Source organism: Bdellovibrio sp., from assembly GCF_047637665.1.
Taxonomy (GTDB): Bacteria; Bdellovibrionota; Bdellovibrionia; order Bdellovibrionales; family Bdellovibrionaceae; genus Bdellovibrio.
The window spans coordinates 54,948-79,584 of record NZ_JBLJBT010000024.1 but is presented as its reverse complement, the minus strand read 5'-3'; the positions used below and the strand labels follow the sequence as shown (position 1 = coordinate 79,584).

Sequence of the window (24,637 nt, the reverse complement as noted above, 5' to 3'; positions counted from 1 at the left end):
GCTGAGTTGCTGAGTTGCTGAGTTGCTGAGTTGCTGAGTTGCTGAGTTGCTGAGTTGCTGAGTATAAGTTACCAAACAACTCAGCGTTGTCAAGCACTTGACTCGGTTTTGTCAGCAAGTTTGCTTCGCTCATTCAATGCACTCCCACTTTTTCTTTCTGTCAAACTCTTCGGCGATTTAAGTAAACAACTTTAAAAATACACATACGATCTCGCATTTCTCAATTTGACTGACTCAGACTGAGACTCATTCATTGGGAAAATAGGGAACCTCGACGATGGCCCTAAAACCATACCGACCCGTGATCGACGCAACCAAAGTTCGGATAGCATCAATTGTCTTTCCCTTTCGGCCCAATATTTTTGCAATGTTGTGTCGTCCACAAGATATCGAGAATATCGTGGTACGCTCACCTTGAATCACTGAAATTTTAATATCCGCAGAGTCTTCGACCATCATCTTTAAAAAATCCTCGATCCTTCGCTTCAGATCTTCACTTACTTGCTCTTTACTTGAAACATCGGAAGTACGCGAAGTGGGATTCACACCAAGCCTTGTTCTTCTGATGACACTCAGGGGTGTCTTTAAGTCGCTCATTGAAGTCTCTCCTTTCCGGAACCACAAGATCCGAGACTAAAAAGTTTTCTGCTTCAACGGCATTAAACACAAATAGCATTAATATTTTTTTGAAAGGTGCGTGTCCACCTTGATGGATTTCTTTTTCAGAACGAATAGATACGGATGTTATTTTTAAATTCTATAGCCGGGGGGCTGAGCCAGGCGTCTGCTACCAAAATCTTGACCAGCCATTATAGCGTAAGCAAGATTTTCTGAGGTTTGGATCATTCAAGATCAACGAGTCGATATTAACCATGATGGTTCGACTGTGGTTAGTAAGGTTTTCTCCAAAAATCTCTAATTTTTTCTCTGACAGTCTTTGATAGAAGAGATCCCGGGCGTCACCGTAGCAACCGTACATTGTCGCAAGACTATATAACATTCCTGCCGAGGCCCCACTGTCAGGGACGCCTCCATCAACCGACACTGCATAATCTAACTTGTCTCTGTAGGTGTAATAATAGAAACCTGTTTCAAAGCTTAACTCTGGAAATATAGCGCAGTATCCTTGCTGCGTGGTGACTCCCACTAGCCAATAGAGCCATGGCTTATCAAAGGACAACTCCATGCCTCGATGACAAGCCTCTGGAACTCGCGCAGTTTTAGACATTGTCGTGCAGCTCGCACAAGCGAGAATACAAATTAAGGCGATGAGTTTTTGCACCACTCCATACTGCATAAACATTCGTCCTTGTTCCTCATTAACTTTTTTTATAAACTAACTTAAATATATATCGGTAAAGTAGATGAGGCAATCATTCGAAATATAGCTTTCACCATTCTTCTGACAACGCTTATCACTAGCTGTGCAGGGCCCCAGTTTTTCTTGCGACAACTTGAAACAAGCAACGCACTTCGTACCGAGCCGTCAGATAGTCCCTCTTATGACTATAAGGTAACAGTAAAAAACGTGATCGACTTCAACTTCGACGGCGACAAACGAGAAGATCGCCAAAAACTTTTGGAGGATATGTTTCTCGGTCAGTGTAAATCAGTCGAAATACTCGACGAAACCAAGATACAAACAGGCACCTATGGAACCGGACGGCCTACAAACTATTGGACTATGAAGGTTAAGTGCCATAGGTAGGTTCGAGGCTGATATGGTAAAAACAACGTGGACTAAAAAGACTTTCAGCGGACTAATTCAGGCAAAAAAAAACCTCGGGCTTCTACAGTAAAGTAGGTGAGCAACCAAGGTGTATGAACGTATTATCGGCCATTTCGCAGAAAAATCAAGGGCTTTTATGACTGTAAATTATCAATTGCTAATAAATGGACTTTCCCAAGAAAGATTAAATACTTACAGCAATCACCAGACTTTGGGTCAAAAGGAGACCATTCAAGCCTATAAGTACAATGTATTGCTTTCGGCTGAGGTGTTTAAGGCGATCTCAGTTTTGGAGGTCGCTCTCCGGAACTCAATTTCTCAAGCATGGAATGCCAAACTTAACTGTTCTGATTGGCCTATGAATAAGAAGGAAATTGATCCAACCAGCAATAAAAATGCCGACCTAATTAAATCCATCGATGAAGCCATCAAGGATGCGGGGCATCCCCCAAAAAATCCTAAAGTCATCGCCAATCTTTCATTTGGAAAATGGCTGCAATTTCTCCAACCTCGATTTGCAAAAATCAATAACTCGATCCTAGAAAAAGTCTTTCCGAATTATAAAATTGATTACACAAAACTGCGCTCTCAACAAGTTCAAGATATCTATCGCCAATTTGAGGCTATAAAAATTTTGAGAAATCGAGTGGCACATCATGAACCAATATTTAAGGACAAAAACCTCAACGACAAATTTGAATCTATCTTTGAGTGCCTAAACTGGATCAACTCAGAAATGCACATTTTAATCGATAGGTCTGAGTTCGATCGACTTCTTAAAGAAGGGCCATCCTCTGTCATAGTTAATGGCTTTTGACAGAATTAGACCACGCCCCACACATCAAAAAAATAGCAAATTCTTTGCCCTTCGCGGATTGCGGGAATCGTTGATTCTTCCACTTGAAGTTGAGTCCAACCGTGCGCCGAGCCCATCTTCTTCGCTAGCTCTTTTGCCCGTGCCAAAATCTCTTTCTTGGTTTCAAGTCTATGAGCTTTAATAATGATGACATCAAGGCGAGTAAGATGTTTCTTAGATTTATTTCGGTGTGGTCCCATCACGATAGACGCTATTTCAAGAAAACCAAAGTGATGGTCGTCCCATCACCTTGACGGCTATCAATGGATAAGGTTCCACCCCATTGCGACAGACAGGATTTGGCATGATACAACCCAAGTCCTTTACCACTTTGCTTTCCGTGAGTGACTCCCTTTTCCCCCAAACGATGCAAAACATCCGCGGCTATGCCCACGCCCCCATCCTGGACTGACAAAGTCACACAATCATAGTCACTGATACCTAAAGATATTGTTTTTTGTGACTTCCATGAGGCTTCAATCGCATTGTTCAAAATATTTGAAATGACTCTTATCAGATCGTCTCGATCCGCCTTCACCATGACCGGAATGCCAGGAGGATTCCATTCTATATTCGCATATCGGGATTTCGCCTCACGCAATGCGATTTCTAAGCACGCTATCAGATCGACACTGAGAAAGGACTGCCGTTCATCCCCCTCAATCTGCACTGTTTGGTTCTTTAAATTCCCAACGATTCCCTGGACTCTTTCCCCAATCAATCCCACAATTTGTTTGGCCTCAGTGGAAATAATATCAGAACCTACCAAAGCATTAAGAAGCGTCAAGGGACTTGCCACGTCGTGCGCCGCCTGCGCTGCCAGCTCCTTGAGTTTTTCCTTCTTCAACTCTTCTTTTTTATACTTATCTTCGCGACGATAGAACAGAGCTACACCCGCAAGCATAAGTCCTGAAAATAGGATTCTAGCAAGCCACAGACTTATTTCAAAAAAACGGCCATTCACAGATTCAAAATCAACTCTCCACTGTGCTCCATTAAGACTTTTAAAATCGGCGTTAACGACCTTTCCCTCCAATAACCAAAAGGCCCCACCACATTTATCTTTAAATCTTAAATCCAAATGAACTTGTCCTGTCTTGAGTTCGACAAGCTTCACGCATTTAATAAGACCCGATTCTCGAAGATCACTGAGCGTTCGAGAAATCAAAAAGGTATTACTGCTGGAAAGTTCCTGACGTAAAAGTGCTTGAATTGCTTGCGCCGAGGTCTGGGCCTGCGTTGTTTGTAAGAAATAGAAAACCCCTTGGATAATTCCAAGAACAAGGGTGACAGGCATAAGATAAAAAAAGATTCGACGGGTATTCATAGACATTCAATAGACAAAACGTCTGACATCATTCCCGTGCCATCCTCGGAAATTCTCACAAAGAGCACGGTAGCAGAAAACCCCCTCCACTCCCGTGGGGACCTCTTTTAAAAAACGCAGTTGGGGCTCTGGCATTGGTCGCCGCGTCGCCCTTAGAATCTGCTCTAAGGCCAGCGATTTGTTATTGGCAAAATGTTTAATAACCTCTAGCTCACGATAGGTTTGATTGTCTTCTTCAGAAAGGCGCAAATGTCTGTAGAGTTCAACCAACGCTGACACTAATGGCACCTTGCCATCTAAAACTGTTTTAGAGCCCACAAACGCTCCGTTGCGAGTTAGGCCTACGACAATCAAAGAGTTCGCACTATGTGGAACTCCCTCGACGACAATCTGGTTAGAACTAACAAAACATCTTACCTCAGTAAAATGTTTTGCGAACCATCCCTCCAGTGAGTTTATTTCCTGACTTTTTAAGGGGAATTCCAAAAGAAAATACCGATCATCTATCCACTTTGATCGGACCCATCGTTCAACAGCTTCGGCAACCGCTCGATGCTTTGTACTTTCAGCGTCGTAACCAACCGCGAATCCACAGGTCGAGGGATATTCATCTAAAAGGAACTCGGCTTTTTGCGAGGACTGGGCCAAATCAAAAACAATCTGTCTTTCCAGAGCTTCCGAAAGTGCAATCTGCCTTGCGAGCTTTGCATCTTGAGCGAATCCTGTACCCTGGCAATAGCCATTTTTCAAGATCACGCTGGTCTGAAATGCAACATCCCGTCCCTCAAGAACGAGAGGTGATTCTTGAATCTCTTTGAAGTCTGGAATGCGCTTTAGGAATTGCTCAATCTTCATTTCAACTCAAATAAATCAAAATAAGGAGTGTCCATCGTAGGACTAATATGTCCCACAGGAAGATCCGGCGACAGAAGCCAAGCGTGACCCGTTTTAATTACCGGGACCACAGCAGCATCTTCCCAGACATAGGTGTCGAATTTCTTGATATATTCGCGCATGGCTTCCTGGGGTACAACATCACCAAAACGCTTTTCGTACTCATCGACCAAGGCGCAAATGCGCTTGCTCGGGTCTGAGAATGCTACTCCAAGGTTGGAGCAAAACATGAATTTAATAAGCTGGTTTTCTATGCCGCCGCCAATATTCACACCCACCGGCTGAAGATCGTAATTCTTAGGGTCGCGATATGTCTTCATCATGTCTTTTTGCCCAGAGTCCCTGACTTTAATCTCATAGGGAATGGCCAAGTCCTCTAAAGCACTTTTTAAAACGGCTAATTGATACGCCGCCTGAGGAGTCGGCTTGCTAGAGGCAACAACCAACAAAGGCTTCTTCAATGGAAAGTGACGTTCTCTTTTTTTAGCGGTTACAAGCACCGCCTCGCTCATGTGCGGATAAAAGCTGTCAACGGGCGTTGCGCTTGCAATCGTTAGCGGCACATTCTTTTGCGCCTCTTTAATAGCGTCTCTTAAAAGGCGTCGATTGCTTACATCCTTAAGCCACTCATTATGCTCTGGAGAAATCATAATGCCATTAAAAATGGTCGGCAGCATTTTTACGACTTGATATTTTGTTGGAATATTTTCTTCTTCCAAAAGGTAAGAGAATATAAATGTGCGCTCTGGCGCGGGCTTAATTGTCTCGGCGGATTGCGTATAAACCATCAAACTTTCGGGCGGATTGTTTGCCATTTTAATCCAATCACGTCGAAGCTTCATTGGCACGGGCCCCTCACCCTTCCAATTATCCACGCGATACGCCGCCGAAGAGATAATTTTGGAATTATCCTTCCAAGATCCATCCGGACTAAAGTTATTTTCGCAATAGAAACCCAAAAACGGCAAAGCAAGATACTCTAAAAGACCGGCTTCTACGGGTTTTGCAAATCTCAAGCTAAGAGTTTGCCCTTTCCCCTGAATGCCAAAGATATTTCCCGCTTTTTCAAAGTCTTCATACCCCTGCAGACGATCAATGAGCGGCATTTCAGAGTGTTTCTTAAAAAGGCGAATAACTTGATGCAGACTTTTCGCAAAACTCTCTCCGGTAATGGAAGTTCCATCTTCACAAGTCAGATTCGGTTTGATCTGGAAAGTCCATTCCTTGAAATCAGAACTGTTGGTCCATGACCCGGCAAGGTATCCTTCGTAGCGACCTGATGGGTGCATACGAACCAGCGTCCCCACTAGCTGTTCAACGTGAATCGCATTACTTGTTCCATCCGAATCCAATGGATTGAAGGAAGGAACACCATTACTGCTTGCGATAAAAACGTCGATATGGCTACGCATACTAATTGGTTGCATCAACTTTATTGGGTTGGGTAGTCGCGAGCTCAAGAGGTACACGCACAGTCCAACCGTCAAAATCAGAAAGATCCACGGTGTTCTCTTCTTTGTTGATTTGAACCACAATGGGCTCGCCATATTGAATGAACCTTTCTTTGCCCAGGATTTCCCGAACTCGCTCATAAGTAATGCCGTCAATCACTTGACTGGGCGTTAAAACGTATCGGTGCAATAGTAATTCTTGCGCTTGAACGGAAGATGTTCCCGCAATAATCAACGAAATGGAAATGATCTTTTTGATTTCCAAAATATCCCCCTAGTTGCCCTCTGACGAGAGTTCTCCGTTTCTGCCATATTTTTGACATTATTACGAGGGAAAGGCCCTTTGTTTTGTAGATTTTTTAGGCCGCGCAAGATGGTACAAAGATTGCCCCGTAGGAAATGAGGCCCTCTAACTTTAAGGATTGCATCCCCAGATCCTACTCAAGACGAATAACGATCTTTTTACCTAAGGCTTGCGCCAAATTTTCAATCGTGGAAAAACGCGGATCTCGGTCCGCATTTAAGAAATTGGAAACAGTGGATTTGGGAACGTCTTTATCCCAGCAGAATTGCTCCACCGTGGGATATGATTCCAGAATGAGTTCTTGAATTTGTACTCGCAACGTCCCTAAGGGGTCTTGTCGTTTTTCTTTCATATCAAGAGCCTAGCAATTAGTTCGGCTTTGCGGATTCGCAGTTGCGAACTTAATGGGGTTGCAATAAATTATTGATTGTGTATGATCCTTCGAAGTCTGAAACCAACGGAAAGGCAAGATGAATGAAAAGCTCCTCCTTGGCTGAACTTTTAAAAGAAAAACGAATTGCCGCCAACTTATCCCAACGGGAGGTTGCCACGAGGCTTGGCTATACCACCGCTCAGTTCGTGTCAAATTGGGAACGGGGCGTTTCCTCCCCACCAGTTCAAATGCTAAAGAAAATCGCTGATCTTTACAGAACTTCCGCAGAAGAGCTTTTTGAGGCCATGCTGTTCACCACCTTGCAGAAAGTGCAAAAGGACCTTCGACGAAAGTTTAATATGGTGAGGAGATGAAGCGGTTTTTTGGGGGCATCCTTAGTTAGATTATGTTACGAGCGTGTTCAGACTCAAGTCATTCAAGAATTTTAGCAAGATATGAGAAAGAATTTCCATAGGGGCACCTAGACTTGTTAAAAGCGATACGACTTATTTGTAATTGAAAAAATCTAAGATTTTATAAATATATTCGCGACTCCACACAAGCCCTAAGCCGACACTACTATCACCAATAATATTTTGATCCGATACCGACAACTTCTGTTTTATTTCCTTCGGAAGTTGAATTCTGCCAGAGTATATTCCCACAAAATTATCTACGACAGGGCCACCCAATATTTTCATTGAACTACTGGCCTGATATGCTCTGGAGATAACGTGATAGACAGGTGAACCTGACATCCCGCTGGTTGTCCTTGCATCAATAACAAAGCAACTTAATCCTCGCCATCCCATACTTGGTTCTGAAGAAATTATGCCCATTTTCCAAATCGGAAAAACGTCCGAGATCGCAATTCCAAATGGAAATCCACATATTTTAACTGCATCACAGCATAAAACATCGTTATGCGTCCGGGATAACAAATTCATATCTAAAATACTGATTGCTGCAAAGTCAGTTGGGTTTGTTAGAGGCAAACAGGCAACATCAACAATTTCAACACTTCCCTCAACCTCCTCAGTAAGATATTTAAATCTTTCTGTCCCACTCGCGTATAAATCTTCAACGTGCTCAATCGTCGATGGCTCAAAACCCATATTTTTCTGATCCTCGGGAGCTTCAGAGGTGTGTATATAGATTCTCACTTTACATGGAGTCTTCGAGTCCCCCAATGGACATTTTTCCTCAAACCAGTTTCTCCCCGAAAAGACATGATAATTTGAGACCAAATACTTAATTCCATCTTTCACAACAATAAAGCCGGTGGCGCTTGATATTACAGTATCCGAAATATTGAGAACCTCAATTTTCAAACTCTTTAAGGATAAGGGATGAATACCAGATGACGGGATCGCAACATCTCTCATAACTTCTACCTCTTCAAATTATCTACAACTTTCTAAAGCTCTCTTGATAGGAAAAGTTCAAATGGCTTCATCTCCGCTGATTGGATGAATCTTCTATGAAACCTTTGGATAAAACCCATTTTTTTCCATTCCCGATAATATGCCAGATGCTCAAAGATCTCCTCAAAAGTCAGTGGAGATAGTAGATGCTCCCTTGATCGCGACTCTATTGCTATATAGCTCGCACACAACTCTCTAAACTCCTCCTCCGACTCCTCCATAAAATTAACCAATATCTCTATGTCTTTAGATCCCCTCTTCATACTCAATCGGACCCTACGGGAAAGAGTCATCTTATCAAACTCAAGAAGGACTTCATTTAAGTACTTTGCAGGTACTGGAAGGTCATGAGACTCACAAATTATTTTTTGATTTGGAGTAAAATCATAATTACCAAACATCAACTGAGCTAAAGTTCTATGATTACCACCGCCAGCAACAGAAAGAATGCCTTCATTTACAAAATACATTAACCCCCAAGAGTCGCTGTCTAATATCTCGCCATTTACCAAAGCAAGAATGCAAGCGAAGGTGCTCTTGTGTTTTATTCCCCCATGAAAAAGCCTACTGTCAAGAACCAGACCATCCATTTTAACGAAATCATCTCGGCTATAAATAAAATTAAATGGCTTTTCGATGGTTAAAGTTCTTCCAAAGAATTCAGAATACCGAGAGTGATAGGTTAGATAATCAAACAAATATGGTGAATATCTCTTCGCTTGTAGTTCTTGATTCAATAGCATGTCATTCTGAATCCTCAAATCCTGGATACAAAGCTGCTTAAGAGCTATGGCAACTGATTCCCGGTCAGGACGCAATCTGCCCCTTCCTTGGAGCGACTGTGCTATTTCCCTCACCGCTCGCTGTCCTGTAGAAAGCTCACGTTTAAAACTTATTTGTCCGGACACCTTCACCCCCTCCTAAACATACAATATTCAGCAACTTCTTAAACTATCCAGAAACTTTGATGGGCTCGAAGCCAATGGCTATTGAGGCGGTGTAGGATGCCTTGGCAATTTTCGCTGCATTGGCTAAATCAGTCTTTAGTGCCTCCAATGCAGTTTGCGGGGTAAATTCAGCGACAAAGGTAATTTTCCAAGTGGTGGTTATATCTCCGATCTTCCGCCACTTCTCTTGCTGTAGCTTCTCGTAAAATTTTCTTCTTGATTCATCATCTATATTCGGCAAATCCAATGTAACTTGTGCACTAAGATTCATAAGAGCCTTCCGCTTAAATATGTAAATACATTTTAGATTATATCGACACCTTCGGCTAAAACTTTATATCAATTTCAGTGAGCACAAAATGGTACGTTCGTTTGTCTCAATTTCAGAACTATATCAAGGCGAAACAGGGCTACTCATAGCCCTTCTTCGCGCAACAGTTGTTCAAGATCAGAAACCCTATAATAGTTATTCCCACCATCGAAAACCATAATGTTTCCCTCCTGTTCCTCATTCTCTATCCATTCTTGAACAGCAATACGCCACGAGGTTGGGTCCATTTCCTTCATTACAGAAACTGTATCCAACGTCATCCAACCGACAGTCACTTCTTCTGGATACACTTCGCGAACCATCTCCTCAAAGGCAGCGTCCACGTCCACCGGTTCAAGCTCCTCAGTCAAGATCTGACGGATTACCCAGTCAGTGCCATATTCCACTCCAACTTCAGGAATTTCCCTCATGAAGTCATCGGAACCACAAGAGGGACAGTGCAAGGCAGTTACGGTTTTATAGCAAGAATAACAAAAGGCATTTGTTCTTTGAATTGCAAGTTGCTCAAGACGTTGTTGGATTTCTGATTTCATAAGTTCCTCCGTTTTGCTTGATGCCCCTTGATCGAGGCTCCCCTTCGCAGAAGATGAGGGGGGCGAGGGGGCAACAAGAGAGGAAAGAGCATGGCTCGTCCCGCCGACCGAGCGAAGCGGCGCAGACCATGACAAGGCCAAGCCTTGGCGGGGTCTGATGCTGAGGTGGGAATTAACGAGCCTTGCTCTTGGATCGTCAAAATCAGACGGAGGACTTGTTATCTGAAATCAGTTTCTTTCTTGAGTTACTTTGGAAGAACTTTTCTTGCCCTTGGGTTCTTGAAACAAGAACTTCGGCGAGCCCCAAGTTTCAGTTCGTGATTCATAGATGAGCTGCGCCTGAGCTTTCAGTATGGTTCTATGAATGAAGTCGATGTTGTGGACTCCTGCCAACGCGGTGATGATGCCGGTACTCCATAGGATTAAGTTCGTGAGATTCATGACTACCTCTTTTTCTGTTTTGATTTACTTTTTGGTTGAAGACACATTCCGCTGAGAAAGCTTTCTGACAACATGAGTCTTCCCGAATGGTGAACAATGGCACCCGAGTCTATACGCCGAACAATGGCTTTAATGACACCGTAGCTCCAGTCCTTGCCCGTGCGTGATTTCATGCCCTTACTTGTCAATGCCCCAAGGATGGACATGATCGAATCGCCTTGGGCCCATAGCTTATAAATGATCAGGAGCGTCGGATACTCTTTGGGTTCCCTAGCGACCTCACCTTGAAGCAAACAAAACCCGTAGGGAGGTCTAGCTCCCGTCCGTTTGTGGCCTTTTCTCCATCTCTCGTAATGAACAGTCTTTTTTGGATGTAATTCCTTTTGATGAGCCTTTAAAGCCTTCCAAATAGCAGTTCTTTTTAGCCCGGTTTGTTCGGCAATTTCAGTTAGGGACAGGCCTTCTTTATAGAGAGGGGCCGAAATCTCGTAAATACGCTCTTGGGAAACTTCAAAAAACTCAATGATATCGTGGGGGCTCGATTTCCTGCGAGATGGGCTAGAAGGGCATCCATTTCCATCATTAAGCAAAAATTCAAACGACGGAATCAAATCAGATCCGGCAGCCCGCAGGGGCAACGCTGGAGGCTCTGTCGCGCCCAAAATCTGACTTTCCGATTCCTTTTTTCTTTCAAATCTCAATATTTTAGCTGAGGCCCCAGGGACATGTCGCCCAGCCGCCTTCTCAACATCGTTCTCATCCACGCAGAAGAATGTCTCCAAGCCCTTCGGAGTGAGCACCAACTTCTTTAAGACCTTTCTCACAAGTCTTCTTTTCAGAACTGGCGTTGCCTTCGGGAAGCCCTTTCTGAACTCCAAGACTTTCTCTTCAATGACTTTTACTACTTCTCCGGCTTCAACAATATTTTCCTCCTGAAGCTTCAGATTTTCTAAAAATGCCATCAAACTTTTCTTTTGCTTTCCCAATTTCTCTAGGTGCTCAGCCGCCAAGGCCGCTGACTCGGTTCCACCACTCATTTGCATTTGTAATTTAAAGGTCGATGCAATTTCCGCCTCAGTATCTGCTAAGATTTTTTTGACCTTAGTGATCTCATTCTTTATCTGGGAAGGGGTGCCTTCTAAAGACTGCTTCAATCTATCCTCAATCTGATCGAAGTATCCTGAGCGACAAATAACTTCACTCAAATAATTCACCACAACTTCCTCAACATCATCAGCCCTGATTCTTTTCACAGAGCATTTGGTTGAATCGCCTCTTTTATAAGAGTGGGCATAGTATCTATGCACATCTTTTTCTCCATGCGACGATTGGCCATTCAAAGGACGACCACATTCCCCGCAACGTAAAATTCCTGACAACAAGAAAATTCGTCGCTCCGCCTTCTCAATTCTTCGTCGCTCTGTCTTCGCATTCTCCTCAAGAGACTTTTGAACGGCCTCAAATTGCTCTTCATCAATAATTGCAGGCCACGATGCTTTTACTACCTGATATTGTTGCCAAGGCTTGAGATGCTCAGGGTCCATTTCTTTATTCTTTTTATTTACTTCTTTAAGGCCCACATAGGCGGGGTTCATAAGCAAATCCCTAATTGCCGAGTAATTCCATTTACGAGGTTCCGAAGCATAGTTTTCTTCGCTCTCAATTCCTTTCGGACGAATATTCAATGCTTCGATAACTGGAAGAGTTTTCCCAATACTTCCCTGCTCAAGGAATATTTTAAAGATTGTTCGCACCTTTTTGGCATCCTCTTCATTGATCAAAAGAACCCCTGACTTTTCTTCATCTCGCGTAAAGCCAAGGACCGCTCGCGCACCATTAACGAATCCGCGAAGTGCCCTAGAGTTGCAGTTAATCGATACACGTTCGGAAGTTTGCTCCCTTTCGAACTGCGCCATATTGACAACCATATTTATCATCAACCGCCCTGCTGGAGTTGTCGTGTCAAATTGCTCTTTCATTGAAAGATAGCTGGCGTTGTTCTTTTCCAATTCTTTCAAAAGAATACTGAAGTCATGCACACTTCTTGAAAGACGCGAAATGTCTGCAACTAGTATCAAATTTATTTTCCCTGAACGAACGTCGGCCATCATCTTTTGATATTGAGGGCGCTTATCCGTACCCGCAGAAAGCCCTTCATCTACATAGAACTCAACAATCTCGCCCCAGGATTTATTTTCTCTATTGCGATTCTTAACGAACTCCTGCATGCGATACTTTTGCGTATCAAGAGACCCCTCAAAGACTTGAACCTGACGATCTGTGGAAACCCGGATGTAGGCTCCGATCTTAAGCGACTTTTTCATATTCATCCTCCTTCGTTGAAGGCCGACCTCTTTTTTTCGACAAGAGTATTATTTTTGCAAGCATCTCTTGCACTTCTTTGGTGCGCTTTTGGAATTCAGCGGTAGGCTCTGGTACAGGATGTAAGATGACTGTAATTCCTTCTGGAACTGAGAAGAGAGGATTCGATTTACGTCCTCTTTTCATCAATTGTTATTCTCACGATCACCTAATTTTTGATTGTATTCCTGCAAAAGTCCCATGAGTTCCTTCGCCTTCTTTGAGGAAAGCTCGTCAAGAATTTGCATTATCACTACAACAAGTCGGCCAGGATTTCTCACCCCGGTTTCAATGTTGCTCACAACTTTTTTCCCAGAGAGACACAGCACTCGGGCCAATTCTTCTTGGGATAGCCCAAGTCTTTCTCTGATTGCCTTGAACTGTGTCGGGCTCACGCTGCTTCCTCATCTTTCATTAGTCCATCATTGATGGACTCTCTTGTCAAATATCTCTTGCTCTTTCTACTAGGGGCTGAGGCCATATTCATTTGTCCTATAAGAGCCGCTTTCAGCTCCGCAGGAATATTGCCGCTTTGCTTTGCCTTCTTAAGAATAGCCTCTAACAGAGCAATTTCATTAAAAAAGGCCGATCTAAGTTGTTGAATTTCCACGTCAGAGAAGGATTCGATAAAACGACTTATAATCCAACTTGCCACATCCTGTCTATTTACGCGCCCCGCCTCAAAGCCTTCATTAACCTTGATGACAATCTGGCTAACTGCCTCTTCTGCTTCCTTAGTTACCGTGATCTTTGCGACCACCTCCTCTTTGTTAATCATCAAATACCTCCTCAGTTAAATACGTTAGAAAAAAATTGAAAGAATCGCCGCGCGATTCTTAACCTCGCTGGATGGTGCGTACTCGCGACATCCTTCATTCATTTGATCAGAAATAAGAAGAAGCAGGTCGTTCCATTTATTACCTTCAATTCCCTACTACCTCGCCGACCTAGATCTCTCTTTCTACCCCTCATTGCCTTCGACCTGCCTCTTCTTATTTCTTGTTCTATTGTTTTGAATCTCCCCTAATTTACTATCCCCTCTACCACACCACCCATCTACTTCCACCCACCACCATCCCCCGTTTCGTGACCACTTTCTCTCGTAGGGAGGGAGTGGTCACGAACCGCAGGAGGGGGATGGTGGTGGGTGGCCCCTGAGCTTTGTTTTATCATTTCCCGCATTTAGGATCATGCAGCCTCTCTTCCATCTTCCGACTCCGCACGAACTCCGTGTCGCGCTGAATCCGCGCTTTCTGGAATTGTCTTTGTTAGAGATATGAAAAAGTTCTCTAAAGACAATTCCTTACCTGCAATTCTTAATGTCGCTCGAAATTTATGCTCTTCAAAATCTTCAAGATCAAAAAATCCAACCTCCTTGCCGAAAGCATTAAGCCCCGCTTCAGAAATTTCCTTTCTTATAACCGCCTCAATCTTTTCGTCGGCGATACCAAAGATAATCAAGTCCACATGAGCCGCTCTCTGATATGAGCGCCTCATGGTCTGATAGCGGCCCAGTGACTTCCTTGTTCTCTCAACTTCCAGAGCGCATCGGAGGAAGGATTTTTCCATTTTTAAGTCAAACAGCAGATCCGGAAGCTTTCCAATAACTCCATCGCCAAGTCCCTTAATTGCCAGCACTCGATCCATCTTGAGTTCATTTTCAGACCAAGCTTGTTCCATGATTTCCATCTTTTGAAGATGCAAATAGAAACGCATGACGATTTCATCATGAGCTAAGTAGACCGTCGGAACCTCTGTGACCGCCTCCTCGCCGACATACTTTCTTCCCACTTTGCTTAGAATCAAGTATTCGGGAAAGCCACTTCCAAGGATGTATGGGCTAAAAAGTGGTGAGCTTTGAAGAAGACGCCAATGCTTATATCTTGCCGTGCGACCTACTGGGGAAATGAAATCCCAAACAACTGATCTCGGGACAAAACCAAATTTCTTAGCCAGGCGAAGACTGGCATTCTGCACTTCCCGATTATCCATTAGTTAGAAGTTCCTTTTCCAACAGGAACTAAAACAAAATGACCCAATTCTAAAGCTCCATCTTTAAAATCACTTTCCACCCAACGATAGGTCCATTGAGTTTCGGATGACCTAAACGACAATGACTTCGGCAAATCCAAGTCACTTCCGACAATGACCTGCCTAATCCTGACAGAGCAGTTTCGTTCTGGATCAAGAACTGATCTGAACCCTTCGTTGCTATTTAAACAAACTGGTTTGGTGGCACAGCTTGACAGCACCAACACAAATAATAATAAGAAATATCTCATGCAGCCCCCCTTTCTGTAGAACCTCTAATATGGTTCTGATTATTTGATGATTTTATCTCCACATAAGACGATGGTGATTTAGCAATTTGAGGAAGCTTGATTGGCTTCAGGTCAGGTTGCATTTCGAACTTGAGTTGAGTTGCCAAATTTCCATCGGCGAAAGGAACCACAACAACCGCATCGCCCGTTCCAAGTTCGCGTTTAAAAAGGTTCGGGTGATAGACAAACTCTTCAACATCGCGTACCGACTCATCACCCGTTCGCTCCTGCCCCCAAAGACCTTTCTTCTGTCTTTCCGTTTTCTTCAAACCTTGCTTGGTTCCAATTAGGCGAGAAAAGTATTCTGCCGTCTCCGGCTCGTTTGTTCTCATAAAGACTTTGACGTTTGAGTTTGTCTGGATAGTGTTTTTGACTTCCTCACCCAAAGCGCCAAGATCTCCCTGGGCCTGATGAGCAAAAGTTACACCTACATTCGCACTCCTTGATTTATTCAAGAGACTGACAAAACTCGGAATCAGATACTCCGTAAAGTCATCGAGATACACTCCGAAGAACGGAACATTCTTATTTTCGTCCAAGTGACGGCTTGAAACGGCGCTCTGGATACATTGCAGAATAAGTTTGGCTGTCGCCTTACCTAATGTCGGAGTTTTAAGAACCGGAAGCTGGAAATAGACAATCAGTCCCTCCTTCATCGCTTTTTCAATATCAATCTGAGGGTCGTCGGCATTAAAGAGCAATGATGTTTCTCCAGAAGTGAAATGACCCAACTGATTCAAAAGACCACTTGTTCGCTTCTCTCGCTCTTCTTTTGTAAGGGCAATAAATCGCTCTACCCAAGCAACCAACATCTTGTCTTTGGTTTTACTGGACAGCATTTGCATGATCGCCGGATTTGTCATAACTTGAATCAGCTTGTTAAAAGTCGGAATGACAGCAGCTTTTTCAAATAGATGTAGCGTCTGCTTTAAAACCTCATACTGAAGACTCTTGTAATACTCATCCTCAAAGGTGAATGCAGCGAAGATCCTTTCCGTCACTTCATCTGGAGATCCACCGAGTAAAGGATTTATGCTTGAACTCAACTCGGGATTTACTAAAGACAACAAACGAAAATCCTTGGAACGATTATGTTTCGCAGAATAAGCATAGAGTTTGCCCAAAAGACCCCTGTCGGATTTCCCGTCGATCAAGATCAAGCCGCGACCATTCTTGATGTCGTCAATCGCCCAAGGCAAAATAACTGACTCCGTCTTACCCGCGTTGGTAGTTCCCACCACCTGTGCGTGCATCCGTCTTGAATTCAATGGAATATAAACTGGAGCCTCGGTTTTCGCCGTTCCCAGAAAAATACTATCGTCAGTGGTCTTTCTATGAAGACGAGTTTCAATTTCTCTTTTCTTCGAGGCCTTAATAAGTCTCTCTTTGATTTTCCAAAAAAATAAGACGGTCAAAGCAGAGATCGCAAAGGACGTGACGTATTTGTATTTAATGATAGCAGCGACAACCACTGGCGCCATGTTATGCAAAGCTAAGGCCGTAAGTAGTATGGTCAAAACAAAAATCGCATACTGATCTTTGTCGCCACCATTATTCATTTCTACCGCCATATTGAAGGTCCATGGACTCAGACAACAAGGCATCACACTCTGCGCCTGAACGGATTTCAATCCATTCTCGTTCTGCTTTTAGATTCTCACCGTAACTTTGAGCTTTGCCCCTGGCCGTTTCTGCGACAGCATTCAGAAGACCATTTTCAAGCCCTCCCTTGGATCGACCAAAGATATCTGTCTGAATACTCCCCGCAGCAAGTCCTCCCACAAAGGTTGTTAAAACTTGTCCGGCAGTATTTTTCACACCGTCCGAATACACGCGCCCTTCAATTCCTGGTTGGCCGTCTTTGCCCAAAGCCTTTGCTGCAAGTCCTTTTATTTGACCGTTCGGCAAAGAAATCTGCTTAAAAACGATACTCGCCCGATCAGTCCCTTTTGTGTACGTAGCTTCGCCATAGAATTTTGTTCCCGCAGGAAGTCTTAGACCTGAATCGGTTGCTCCGTCTAAAAGCGACTCAGCAAGAACTGGCACTGAGTCTTGCGACACTATGACTTTATCCAAAATCCGAAGAGGAAGCCTTGTCCCAGAACGAAGTTGGGTTTTCGCATTGCCACCAGAAGAGCCAATCATCATCGAAGTATTATGATTCACTTCCGCAGCATAGCCACTCCTTGAAAACTCCCTCTTAGGAGTTGCCCAAAGCAGACTTGAACTAGTTGCAGATTTCTTTTCGATTTGCTCCGTCGGGTCACCTGACTGAACCTTTTCCTGGTCCATCTTTTCGGAGAACTGAATCGGAACTTCATCAGGCATCAAAAGAACTACGCATACGAAGACGAGAACAAAGATAAGCCCCATCCATTTAAAGGATGAAATCTTAAGCTCCGTTTTCTGACTAAAAGAAATTTTCTTAACAAACAACCCTTTGATACGCTCTTTCACAGTGGCAAGAAAAATCGAAAACTGAAGGACCTTTACTTCCATAAAAGCTCCTTCGCCAATTCGATTCGCAAACTTTCATCTTTGCTCTCGAAATCAACATTCAAATTGCGATTTGCAAGTTCTGATTTTTGAATAGACATACCGACATAGGCCACCTGTCCTTTCTGAACGCTTGAGCGAGAAAGAAAAAGACTGTTGATAGGTCTTGAGACGGTTGCCTGTCTTAACCAGAAATCAGAAGCTTCAACTGATAAAATCCCCTTCGGCGTGACCTCAAGATCTAGGAGTAAAAAACCATCCTTTGTAGTTCCGATCCGCACAATTTTTAAAGTGGCAGTCTTGCCAACCACCGTTTTATTGATGGGCTTCCAGTTTAGACTTCCGCCGATCTCTTGATCCTTCACATAAATAATATAAAATGCCCGATCCTGCGGAACCGTCTCAAGACGCAGATTATATCTCTTCTTTTGAGTGAAAAGGTAAAGGTTGGTCTTTGCTCCATATCTCAAAGGCTTGATCGTCACTGCCTTATCCACATACTCAATTCGATAGGCAGACTGATCGCCAATAATTGCGGACTGAATAGTGTCAGGAATTTGAATGATCGTCGCTATCCCTAGAGCCGTCTTTACTTCTAAGATCTCATCACCCTTTGGCGTCACGGTTTTGACATTAGCAAATGAAACTTGCGCCAAAAACAAAGCTGCCACATAAATCAAAAAACTTATCTTCATTCAGCAGCTCCTTCAGCTTCTTTGTTAATATAGACTCCCCAAGGATTGATAGAAGTCCGATCACCGATGCCAAAACTCAAGACGAGCCTCATCGCCGTTGCGGCTTTTAAGTTGTCAAACTCAGTGATCCGGTCGGCAATAACAGTAATTTTCTTTTCCTTAAAATCCACCTTCACGTCGTAAGGGTAGACCTTCTGCTTCACCTTCTTTTCCTTTACGAATTTCTGTACATCGAGCATAGACTTCCGATAAGCCGTGACTAAAATTGGATCAATAAACAACTCCGCCTTTTTAAGCTGCGAACTGATCGTTTCTGAGTTCCATTGATAGCGATAAGAAATATAATTCTCCGCAGCTTCTCGTACCTGAACATCAGTGATCCTTGTTTCAACCTTGGCAATCTGTCCGTTTGCATCAAGCGCAATGACGTCCGGGCCTTTTTTAACGAGGTAGACAACAAGAATAAGTAAAATAAACATCAACCCAAGCAAAGCTCCACATAGGGCCTTGAGATTGAAATTCTCATTCGCAAATTCCTGAATGAGTTTTGGATAACTTCTAATATTTAGTGATTTAGAATCCATATATGACACCTCCTTTATTATTTAAATTTTGAACCAATGTATTTGGTACTGCCGGAAAGAAATTCTCTAGATACATTCGAGACTTTGACGATCCTGGTCGGCAGTGCGATCATTGAAGCCGCAGCAGCGGGACCGAGAGCCGATGCCGCACTCTGAATGCCTTCACCTACTAACGATTTTACAAGCATGGGTGTGAACAAAAGACCTATTGCGATCACAAAATTCAAAATCGTGAGCGTCAGATAAGATCCTTCTGTTTTATAGATATTCCCAAGTGCCAAGGCCGAGAGCATTGCTGACTGAACTGCCCAAACGATTTTCCAAGAGGCGACTTCAATAAGTCCTCGATATAGATTCTTTGTGACTCCGGCTGTGGCCGGGAACATATAGCAAAGAATCAGGATCGGAGAGAGTACCGACAACAACATCCAGAAGAAATAGTACAAAGCAATCGTCAGATATCGTGCAACATACAAAATCACAAAACTTGCAAAGCTTAAGACCGCAATAAAAAGATCGTTGAACTTAAGCAACAAGACGTTGCTCGCCCCTGCATAACCCCGCGACTTCTCTTCTGCCATCCTCATGAAAGTTTCAAGACCCGACATTGAGTCAATCTTGTTTGCCACACCATCACAGACATCTAAAATGGCATTCGAAATCTCTGGGAATGAGGCCAACAACAATGCTGCAATCAGAGCTCTTCGTAGCGTGTCCACGTAGTCAGGACTTCCGGTCTTAAAAAACCCTAACGTCACTGATAAAAGAATTGCCACAGGTAAGGCCATATAAAAGAGACCCGACAGCATTTGGTGTAAGTCACGAATCAAAGACCCCAACGCATCCATATTTGGAATCATTAACCACCTCCTTTTAATCGAGGCAGCTCCGTATCTCGTGGTAGATCCTTAAAGCCATCCGACAAGCTTTTATAGTTCTCCTGAAACTCCTTGGTCTGAAGTTTCTCTTTGCGATTATCCATAGCCATGTTTTGCGCGAGAAGCTTCAGCATCTGACTTTGAGTTCTTAAAAGCTGGGTCGTCACGCCAATTAGAACCCCTAAAGCTTGATTTTGCAGCTTCCCCGCTCCCTGAGGACTGACTACTTGAGCATGGTACAAGATCCTCTCTCGCTCGCGGTCCACCTCATCCGCATAGTCGTAGAGATTCCTGTTCATGGAAATCACCTCAGCCACACTCTGATCTTGAGAATTCATGAGATCCTGATCCATACCCTTCGGGACAGTTCCATAAACATCTTGAATGGCCCTTAAGACGGCATCTGCATTATTTAAATCTCCATAGACCCCAGGATTGAATTTGGGATTTATAATGCGAATCACATCAAGACCGGATCTCACACCAGCGTTTATATCCCTCATCAAATTCAGAGAATCCTGTCCGTTGGAGAGAATTGCTTTAAGTTGAAGAACGGTCTGAATTGTCTGCACAAGAATTTGCGTTAAGACCACCACGTCACCGCCGAAAAGGTCTGCTCTTGCGGAAATAGGTGCTAGCGTCATCGCAATTGAAAAGATCCCAACAAAAATCTTCTTTCTCATGTCGACATCCTTAGATTCATCGCCTCCACGCCAAGAGGAGCTTCCTTTGCTGCTCGTAAGATTGCGCCCTTCAAATCAAGGCCTTCCTTCATAAGGCTTTGCAAAAAGACATTATCTGCCGCATCACTTGTCGCGATCCAATACTCCAGCGGCGAAGGCATAATTCTTAGAACCTGCCGACTGTCCCCTTTCATTAAGAAAGCTTCACTGAAAACACCTTTCTTCCTTTCAAGCGTTTCCACCAAGTGCGTTTCCTGACTGTTCAAACGCAACGTCTCCTTAAGAACCTTCGTATCTCCTTGCTGCATAAGAATGAGCTTTGTCGCCGTATTGTTGAGAATGGCCGACCCGATGGAACTTTGAACAATTTCCTCAACACCTTGTGTGATAAAAGTGATACCTGATCCCGTCTTTCTCAAAGTCCTCGCTGCATACTCCATGAAGGAGCTAGCAGCTTTACTTTTTAATAATTCCCACGCTTCATCCAAAAGGACTCGCTTCGATACACCTTTGTTCTGCTCGACTTGATCTAAAATGAAATTCGTTAGAATCAAAGTCATGACAGACTGAAGATCGGGATATTGAGAAAGTCCTTTTAAATCAAAAGCCACAACGGGACTGTCCGCTCTAATCTGCCCCTGACGATCAATGAGTTTTCCATAGGCAGAGTCCCCGATCCACGGGTAGAGAAGCTTTGCCACTCTCTTGAGCGATTCTTCTTTCGACTTTTCACAATGCTTTGCAAAATCCGAAATCTGCGGCGATCTACCGGGCGTCTTTTTTCTGACAACTTCAAATACATCGGTCAGAGCCTCTTCAATCAGGACCCGATCAAACCGACTGAGCTTTTCACCTTCATCGACAATCATCTGCTCAATGATATTGACCAAGGCCTTAACTTTCTCCGCTGATAGGGGAATGCTCGGATCATTCTGCGCAAAGGGATTGAGAGCATAATCTTCCGAAAGATTGATTTCGAAATACTGTCCTCCCATTAACTCGGTAAGCTTCTTATAACTTCCTCCGATATCAATGATGAAGAGCTTTACTCCTCGGGCGATCTGTTGAAGCATCAAGAAATTATTCATGAAGCTTTTGCCCGTACCGCTTGAGCCAGTGACCAGCATATTGTAATTGGTAAGCCTTGAATCATATGGGTCCATCGCAAACAGAGAGCCCGTCTTCGCGTGTGTCAGAATCATAGGACGCAAGTCACCGAAATTTCCACCGTAGAGTGGTAGGAAGTCTGCAAGATTGTTGGATTTCATTTTTTTGCCGCGAATCAGATTTAAAGGGCTTCCGATCATTTCATTCGAAAAAATCTTCCATGCGCCGACGGTTTCTTGAACACCTTCAGCACCGCTCATTTTGCGAAAACGAGAAAGAACCTCTTTCGTACGAAGATTCAAGGATTCACGACCTGCTTTGGTATTGTCGTCGCGAAGAATGATAACAAGCTCCGCCACAAAGACCCTTTGCCCTGTGTCGATAATTTCACGAATAAGATCTGTCGTTTGTTGGAGTCGGGATTCCCCTTCAAGATCACTCACTCTTCCATTGTTCTGACTTGTCAGAGAATGGGCCATACGGCGCTTTTGCTCCAAAGCCCTCACCTCTTTAGCCTGATCCGGGATGTAAAAGGAAAATACCAGCTCATACTTAAAACCCATATTAAGGAATAAGCTCATCATTCCCGCATAGGTCACTTCAGGCAGAGTTTTTAAAGTCAGCACTCGGGTCAGAGTTCGATCTAGTACAAAATCCTCTTGGTCCAAAATCAAATCCCCAAAAACCAACTGATTTCGCGGAGATTCGTTTTCTAAAGAGTCAGGTCTATCCGTAATCGTTGGATGAGCGACCTCCCTTGATCTCATTGGATTCAGATGTTTATAAATTAAAGAGACCATCTCTTCTTTAGAAAGAGCCTGCGACGCAAAACCCGCAGAACCCAGGACCGCTCTTGAACTTTCCAAAGCCTGGGAGAGTCCCTGTAAAGCACTTACAAAGTCATTGCCATAAGTGACTGCAAACTTCTGAGTCTTTTTTAAGGACAAAGAGGCTGGTTTTTCAGGTGGCTCGGTCTTTAGAAAAAGAAACATTCGCGGTCTAAAAACTTCTTCTCGCGCTATCTGTTCTGCGAGTTTTCCAACTCGTCCGGCATCTAGCTCTTTAAGAAACGGAATCTCCGTTGAGGAAAGACCTTTGTGCTGCTCAAGCATATCTCCGAACTCAGTTTCTACCTTCAGATAAATCTGCGCCGTCATTTTCTCCGGTAATGAATTAATAAAGGCTCTGAGATTTAAGGTAAGATGGTTGATCCTATCTGCATCGAAGCACTCAATATCCTGAGGCAAGATTTCTACGCCACTTGCTAAGGACCCATCCCATAAGATCATATGAGCTGTAAATCCACATTCAAACTCCCAATAAGGCAAGGATTCGCACAAAGCTGTATTATTCATTAGTACCTCCTTTCAACAAGGGTTTGTAAGTTTCATCCGAAGCATTGGCGGGGCGAACAATCGGCGAAAGAAGATGTTCGAAGTAATGCTGGATATAGTTGTCTGGCTTTCCTCTTTTGAAAAAGAACAGCATCAGCCCAAGCACTAGGCTTGTCCCAAAGACCATCGGAATCTTCATCGAAGTTCCGCCAAAGATCAGGTTTTGAATGGACAAGTTTAATAAAAGAAAAAGTACATCTGAAAGCTCAAAGCCCATGATCTTGCTTTTTGTCTCTAATGTTCTTGGGACATTGGAAGTCAGTAGTTCTTTATTATCTCCCACCGCTACCTCACCGTTTGGGAAATCAAATCCGCGATAGACTGAGCCCCAAAACCAATCGCGGTGCCGATGATCGCGTATATAATGTGCTTTTTTGCGTTTTCGTTCCCTGTAATAAAGGACAATCCCGCCAATGCAATTCCGATCACTGACAAGACAGGTAAGATCACTCTAGTAAGTTTGGTTTGTACTCCCAAAAGAGATGACTCCACACTTGCTTGCGCCAGAAGCGGCACTAATGAGAACGTTAAGAGCAATAGCAGCGCGCACCCAAGGGTCGCTTTACTTCCTTCCGATAGAAGAACCTTAGCCTGCCGCATAGAACTCCTCTGTCTGCTCTTCATTAGGAAAAAGACAAAGATAGATCTCTTCAGTTAGCAGGTGAAACTTCATCTTAATATGAAGGCCTACAAACTCACCTGAACCTACTTTTTGCCAGCTCGTCTTTACTTCTTGAGATTGCGATTGGAATTCTTCAAGAGACAAAATGACATAGTTGGATGTGCTTTCATTTTCCCTAGTGAGAAAGTACTGATTGGTGGGAAACATCCAAAGCTTCACTCGGAAGGTCTTTGCCCCTGGCTTTAAGTATGCAATACCGACTTTTTCGTATTCGACAAGTTCATCATTAGGCCCCATGGTTCCACGAACCAAGAAAAACCGGTCAGCCTTCCTTATCGGAATGACATTACCTTCACTATTCATAAGACACACCCCCTTGTATTTTTTTATGTTTAAGATGCTGATTGATATTCAAGGTCCTCGTCCTCCTCTCGAAGTCCATTGGCCGGGAAGTAGTTTCCCCACCCACATTCTGGACAAGTCATAAATCCACTTTGAAAGTCAGTCGGGCTGTTACACTCGGGGCACAATTCTAGCTCTTCGTTGTCGCCATCACCCTCATAGTGAGTTCGCTCAAAGCTTTTAGTCCAAAGTGGTTCATGCAGTTTTCTTCGTTTAGACCGTTTCTCTTTACGATCTTTGAAGGTTCGAGACATTAATGAACCCTCGTATGATCGACGGACTGGTGACGATCGCCATGAGCAATCTGTTTCTTACTCTCAAGTCTTTCCCAATCTTCACGAGTAAGCTCAGAAGTATGAAAGTAGCCCCGAATGGTTTGAGTAAATTTCCCCAACCCTGTTGATCGGCGATTCTTATTTATTGGATTTGTCTGACCATGTTCTGAGGAAGCATGATCTGTAGCGGATACTGGATTTCCCATTTT

The 24,637-nt window shown here is 43.6% G+C and carries 32 protein-coding genes and 1 pseudogene; 2 read left to right on the top strand and 31 right to left on the bottom strand.

Translation table 11 applies throughout. The features are described from left to right. Positions 1-246: 246 nt before the first annotated feature. Together ACM64D_RS07935 and ACM64D_RS07930 are read right to left on the bottom strand one after the other, a co-directional pair. Positions 247-597 carry a KH domain-containing protein gene (locus ACM64D_RS07935; protein WP_415062664.1) on the bottom strand — a complete coding sequence of 117 codons (351 nt, stop codon included), beginning with the start codon at positions 595-597 and terminating at the stop codon, positions 247-249. 190 nt (positions 598-787) lie between these two features. Next, on the bottom strand, positions 788-1,297 hold the full coding sequence (locus ACM64D_RS07930; RefSeq protein ID WP_415062663.1) for a hypothetical protein: 510 nt from the start codon (positions 1,295-1,297) through the stop codon (positions 788-790). Between the two features lie 568 nt (positions 1,298-1,865). Between ACM64D_RS07930 and ACM64D_RS07925 the strand changes: the two genes are divergently transcribed. Next, positions 1,866-2,546 carry an Abi family protein gene (locus ACM64D_RS07925; RefSeq protein WP_415062662.1) on the top strand — a complete coding sequence of 227 codons (681 nt, stop codon included), beginning with the start codon at positions 1,866-1,868 and terminating at the stop codon, positions 2,544-2,546. A 5-nt stretch (positions 2,547-2,551) separates the two neighbouring features. Here ACM64D_RS07925 and ACM64D_RS07920 read toward each other — a convergent pair whose 3' ends face one another. From ACM64D_RS07920 to ACM64D_RS07895, 6 genes are all read right to left on the bottom strand, one after another. Next, positions 2,552-2,788, bottom strand: coding sequence for a hypothetical protein (locus ACM64D_RS07920; protein ID WP_415062661.1), 237 nt, complete (start codon positions 2,786-2,788; stop codon positions 2,552-2,554). Between the two features lie 8 nt (positions 2,789-2,796). After that, entirely contained in the window at positions 2,797-3,882 is a 1,086-nt protein-coding gene (locus ACM64D_RS07915; protein ID WP_415062660.1) for a sensor histidine kinase, read from the bottom strand. Between the two features lie 36 nt (positions 3,883-3,918). Then, positions 3,919-4,767 carry a hypothetical protein gene (locus ACM64D_RS07910; protein WP_415062659.1) on the bottom strand — a complete coding sequence of 283 codons (849 nt, stop codon included), beginning with the start codon at positions 4,765-4,767 and terminating at the stop codon, positions 3,919-3,921. Continuing rightward, complete coding sequence (locus tag ACM64D_RS07905; protein ID WP_415062658.1) at positions 4,764-6,218, bottom strand: ABC transporter substrate-binding protein; 1,455 nt, start codon at positions 6,216-6,218, stop codon at positions 4,764-4,766. The genes ACM64D_RS07910 and ACM64D_RS07905 overlap by 4 nt, the downstream gene beginning before the upstream one ends. A gap of 1 nt (position 6,219) precedes the next feature. Beyond that, a complete protein-coding gene (locus ACM64D_RS07900) occupies positions 6,220-6,522 on the bottom strand; it encodes a hypothetical protein (RefSeq protein WP_415062657.1) in 303 nt (100 codons plus the stop codon). A gap of 172 nt (positions 6,523-6,694) precedes the next feature. Next, a complete protein-coding gene (locus tag ACM64D_RS07895) occupies positions 6,695-6,913 on the bottom strand; it encodes a helix-turn-helix domain-containing protein (RefSeq protein ID WP_415062656.1) in 219 nt (72 codons plus the stop codon). A gap of 122 nt (positions 6,914-7,035) precedes the next feature. On the opposite strand from ACM64D_RS07895, the gene ACM64D_RS07890 reads away from it, so the two are divergent. Then, on the top strand, positions 7,036-7,308 hold the full coding sequence (locus ACM64D_RS07890) for a helix-turn-helix domain-containing protein (RefSeq protein WP_415062655.1): 273 nt from the start codon (positions 7,036-7,038) through the stop codon (positions 7,306-7,308). A gap of 132 nt (positions 7,309-7,440) precedes the next feature. On the opposite strand, the gene ACM64D_RS07885 is transcribed toward ACM64D_RS07890, so the two are convergent. The 23 genes and pseudogenes from ACM64D_RS07885 to ACM64D_RS07775 form a co-directional block, all read right to left on the bottom strand. Continuing rightward, the gene (locus tag ACM64D_RS07885; RefSeq protein WP_415062654.1) at positions 7,441-8,319 is read right to left on the bottom strand and encodes a trypsin-like peptidase domain-containing protein; all 879 of its coding nucleotides are present in this window, start codon (positions 8,317-8,319) and stop codon (positions 7,441-7,443) included. A gap of 32 nt (positions 8,320-8,351) precedes the next feature. Then, complete coding sequence (locus ACM64D_RS07880; protein WP_415062653.1) at positions 8,352-9,266, bottom strand: hypothetical protein; 915 nt, start codon at positions 9,264-9,266, stop codon at positions 8,352-8,354. Positions 9,267-9,309: 43 nt separating this feature from the next. After that, positions 9,310-9,576, bottom strand: a complete 267-nt coding sequence (locus ACM64D_RS07875) for a hypothetical protein (RefSeq protein ID WP_415062652.1) — start codon at positions 9,574-9,576, stop codon at positions 9,310-9,312. A gap of 143 nt (positions 9,577-9,719) precedes the next feature. Beyond that, a complete protein-coding gene (locus ACM64D_RS07870) occupies positions 9,720-10,169 on the bottom strand; it encodes a hypothetical protein (RefSeq protein WP_415062651.1) in 450 nt (149 codons plus the stop codon). A 228-nt stretch (positions 10,170-10,397) separates the two neighbouring features. Beyond that, the gene (locus ACM64D_RS07865) at positions 10,398-10,610 is read right to left on the bottom strand and encodes a hypothetical protein (RefSeq protein WP_415062650.1); all 213 of its coding nucleotides are present in this window, start codon (positions 10,608-10,610) and stop codon (positions 10,398-10,400) included. Positions 10,611-10,612: 2 nt separating this feature from the next. Then, a complete protein-coding gene (locus ACM64D_RS07860) occupies positions 10,613-12,934 on the bottom strand; it encodes a recombinase family protein (RefSeq protein ID WP_415062649.1) in 2,322 nt (773 codons plus the stop codon). Beyond that, a complete protein-coding gene (locus tag ACM64D_RS07855) occupies positions 12,918-13,118 on the bottom strand; it encodes a hypothetical protein (protein WP_415062648.1) in 201 nt (66 codons plus the stop codon). The genes ACM64D_RS07860 and ACM64D_RS07855 overlap by 17 nt, the downstream gene beginning before the upstream one ends. Positions 13,119-13,246: 128 nt before the next feature. After that, a pseudogene (locus tag ACM64D_RS07850) lies at positions 13,247-13,366 on the bottom strand (helix-turn-helix domain-containing protein); the annotation flags it as partial. Continuing rightward, positions 13,363-13,749, bottom strand: coding sequence for a hypothetical protein (locus tag ACM64D_RS07845; RefSeq protein ID WP_415062647.1), 387 nt, complete (start codon positions 13,747-13,749; stop codon positions 13,363-13,365). The gene ACM64D_RS07845 and the pseudogene ACM64D_RS07850, both read right to left, overlap by 4 nt. Positions 13,750-14,159: 410 nt before the next feature. Further along, positions 14,160-14,963 (bottom strand): hypothetical protein, encoded by an 804-nt coding sequence (locus ACM64D_RS07840; RefSeq protein ID WP_415062646.1) that lies wholly within the window; start codon positions 14,961-14,963, stop codon positions 14,160-14,162. Continuing rightward, positions 14,963-15,253: a hypothetical protein gene (locus ACM64D_RS07835; protein WP_415062645.1), complete on the bottom strand. Its 291-nt coding sequence runs from the start codon at positions 15,251-15,253 to the stop codon at positions 14,963-14,965. Before ACM64D_RS07835 ends, ACM64D_RS07840 begins: the two co-directional genes overlap by 1 nt. Then, complete coding sequence (locus ACM64D_RS07830) at positions 15,250-16,863, bottom strand: type IV secretory system conjugative DNA transfer family protein (RefSeq protein WP_415062644.1); 1,614 nt, start codon at positions 16,861-16,863, stop codon at positions 15,250-15,252. Before ACM64D_RS07830 ends, ACM64D_RS07835 begins: the two co-directional genes overlap by 4 nt. Further along, on the bottom strand, positions 16,844-17,791 hold the full coding sequence (locus ACM64D_RS07825; RefSeq protein WP_415062643.1) for a TrbI/VirB10 family protein: 948 nt from the start codon (positions 17,789-17,791) through the stop codon (positions 16,844-16,846). The genes ACM64D_RS07830 and ACM64D_RS07825 overlap by 20 nt, the downstream gene beginning before the upstream one ends. After that, complete coding sequence (locus tag ACM64D_RS07820; RefSeq protein WP_415062642.1) at positions 17,782-18,483, bottom strand: TrbG/VirB9 family P-type conjugative transfer protein; 702 nt, start codon at positions 18,481-18,483, stop codon at positions 17,782-17,784. The genes ACM64D_RS07825 and ACM64D_RS07820 overlap by 10 nt, the downstream gene beginning before the upstream one ends. Then, positions 18,480-19,067, bottom strand: coding sequence for a hypothetical protein (locus tag ACM64D_RS07815; protein ID WP_415062641.1), 588 nt, complete (start codon positions 19,065-19,067; stop codon positions 18,480-18,482). The genes ACM64D_RS07820 and ACM64D_RS07815 overlap by 4 nt, the downstream gene beginning before the upstream one ends. Positions 19,068-19,084: 17 nt before the next feature. Then, positions 19,085-19,927 carry a hypothetical protein gene (locus ACM64D_RS07810; protein ID WP_415062640.1) on the bottom strand — a complete coding sequence of 281 codons (843 nt, stop codon included), beginning with the start codon at positions 19,925-19,927 and terminating at the stop codon, positions 19,085-19,087. Next, complete coding sequence (locus ACM64D_RS07805) at positions 19,927-20,628, bottom strand: hypothetical protein (RefSeq protein ID WP_415062639.1); 702 nt, start codon at positions 20,626-20,628, stop codon at positions 19,927-19,929. Before ACM64D_RS07805 ends, ACM64D_RS07810 begins: the two co-directional genes overlap by 1 nt. Continuing rightward, positions 20,625-23,090: an ATP-binding protein gene (locus ACM64D_RS07800; RefSeq protein ID WP_415062638.1), complete on the bottom strand. Its 2,466-nt coding sequence runs from the start codon at positions 23,088-23,090 to the stop codon at positions 20,625-20,627. Before ACM64D_RS07800 ends, ACM64D_RS07805 begins: the two co-directional genes overlap by 4 nt. Beyond that, positions 23,083-23,412 (bottom strand): hypothetical protein, encoded by a 330-nt coding sequence (locus ACM64D_RS07795; RefSeq protein WP_415062637.1) that lies wholly within the window; start codon positions 23,410-23,412, stop codon positions 23,083-23,085. The genes ACM64D_RS07800 and ACM64D_RS07795 overlap by 8 nt, the downstream gene beginning before the upstream one ends. 2 nt (positions 23,413-23,414) lie before the next feature. Then, positions 23,415-23,729, bottom strand: a complete 315-nt coding sequence (locus ACM64D_RS07790; RefSeq protein ID WP_415062636.1) for a TrbC/VirB2 family protein — start codon at positions 23,727-23,729, stop codon at positions 23,415-23,417. Then, entirely contained in the window at positions 23,716-24,114 is a 399-nt protein-coding gene (locus ACM64D_RS07785; protein WP_415062635.1) for a hypothetical protein, read from the bottom strand. The genes ACM64D_RS07790 and ACM64D_RS07785 overlap by 14 nt, the downstream gene beginning before the upstream one ends. A 29-nt stretch (positions 24,115-24,143) precedes the next feature. Then, on the bottom strand, positions 24,144-24,407 hold the full coding sequence (locus tag ACM64D_RS07780) for a hypothetical protein (protein WP_415062634.1): 264 nt from the start codon (positions 24,405-24,407) through the stop codon (positions 24,144-24,146). After that, positions 24,407-24,634 (bottom strand): hypothetical protein, encoded by a 228-nt coding sequence (locus tag ACM64D_RS07775; protein WP_415062633.1) that lies wholly within the window; start codon positions 24,632-24,634, stop codon positions 24,407-24,409. Before ACM64D_RS07775 ends, ACM64D_RS07780 begins: the two co-directional genes overlap by 1 nt. Positions 24,635-24,637 lie beyond the last annotated feature (3 nt).